The sequence below is a fragment of the Saccharopolyspora sp. NPDC045941 genome (assembly GCF_056431445.1).
Genome location: NZ_JBWKKU010000082.1, coordinates 35317 through 36751 on the forward strand (window position 1 = coordinate 35317; position 1435 = coordinate 36751).

Genomic DNA, 1435 nt, shown 5'->3' on the forward strand with positions numbered 1-1435 from the left:
GCGTTGTGGCGGCCGCGTTTGATCACGCGGGCGTAGCTGCGGTGGCGGCGACGAGGGCTGAGGTTGCGTGTGGCGGTGATATCGGCCGCGACCGCTGAGAAAGATCGTTTCTGTCCGTCAGGGGGAAAAGGCCGCCGGGTCGGTGATCCGGCGGCGGACGAGGCGGACGGTGCGGGTGAATTTGACCCGATCGGGATCGATGTCGGCTTCGGTGGCCGCTCGGCAGATCAGCGCGCTGAGGGCATAGTGGGTGAGCAGGTAGCCGTAGATCTCCTGGCGGACCATGCCGGGGCTTTTCGATCGCAGCACTCGTCCCGGCCCGCGCAGGGTGGTTTTGATCTGGTTGTTGGCGGTTTCGTGTTCCCAGCGCTGGTGATAGGCCTCGGCCAACGCCGCCGCGGGGGCCGTTGTGGGGTCGGTGATAGTGGTGATCAGGCGGATCAGTTCGTCTTTCCCGTTGCCGCCTCGGTCGGGCACGGTGTATTCCACGACTCGCACCACCCTGGCCTCATCAGAAGGAACCTCCTCACCTCGGGTGGCGGTGTCGATGAGCGTTTGCCGTTTGCTGCCTCGGATTTTCGGGTCGAGTAGCACCGAGCGGTCAGAGCCGTCACCGAGGGATTCCAGGACCGGCAGCCTCGCGTTGGCCTTGGCCCGCCACAGCAGGTCCGCCCCGGTGTCAGCGGCGGTGCACCAGTCCTGCCAGGTGTAGAAGTTGCGGTCGGCGATCAGCAACCAACCAGGCTCCAGGCGGCCGTACAACCGACGAGCCAGGGTCTGTTCCCCGCTGCCTTTGCCGACGACCCCACCGATTTCGGCATCGACCATCGCATGCGAGCCACACTCGCTGACCGACACCACACGAACTTTCGGAAACGCCGACCGGCTTTCCCCCGAGCCGCCGTAGCCGAACTCCGCGCCGTTGTCGTCGGTGTCCGGTACGTCCCAGTCGAACCCGTCGATGGCCATCAGCCGCCACGGCCCGAGAAAAGCGCCCCGAGTCAGCTCATCGGCCACCGGGACCGCAACCCGGGCGAACAACTCCCGCAACGGCTCGGCCCCCAAGCGCTGACGGGCTTGGGTGATTCCGCCCGAAGTGGGCAGGCTCCATCCATCATCCCAGCAGCCCCACGAGGCAAGCGTGTCGGTCAACCGGGCCGCGACTTCCTCGTAATCCTCGTCGGCGAACAACGCCATCGCCATCACGAAATACACCATGACGTGCGGCGGAAGCTTGCCATCCGAACGCTTGGCCTGCCGCCCCGTCGCGGCGATCACCTCATCGACCACCTCCCGAGGAACCGACGAGGCCAGCACCCCAAGCGAAACCAGATCCGTCAACCGGGCACCAGCCACCACGCCATCATCCACCACACCAAGATCATCCCGGCCCTAAACCACCAAGATCAACTCAAGCTAAGCGGCATTGTGCTAT

The 1435-nt window shown here is 65.4% G+C and carries 1 protein-coding gene; it reads right to left on the reverse strand.

What is annotated here, in order from left to right; all coding sequences use genetic code 11:
• Positions 1-117: 117 nt before the first annotated feature.
• Positions 118-1374: an IS4 family transposase gene (locus AC07FN_RS40340; protein ID WP_478400401.1), complete on the reverse strand. Its 1257-nt coding sequence runs from the start codon at positions 1372-1374 to the stop codon at positions 118-120.
• Positions 1375-1435 lie beyond the last annotated feature (61 nt).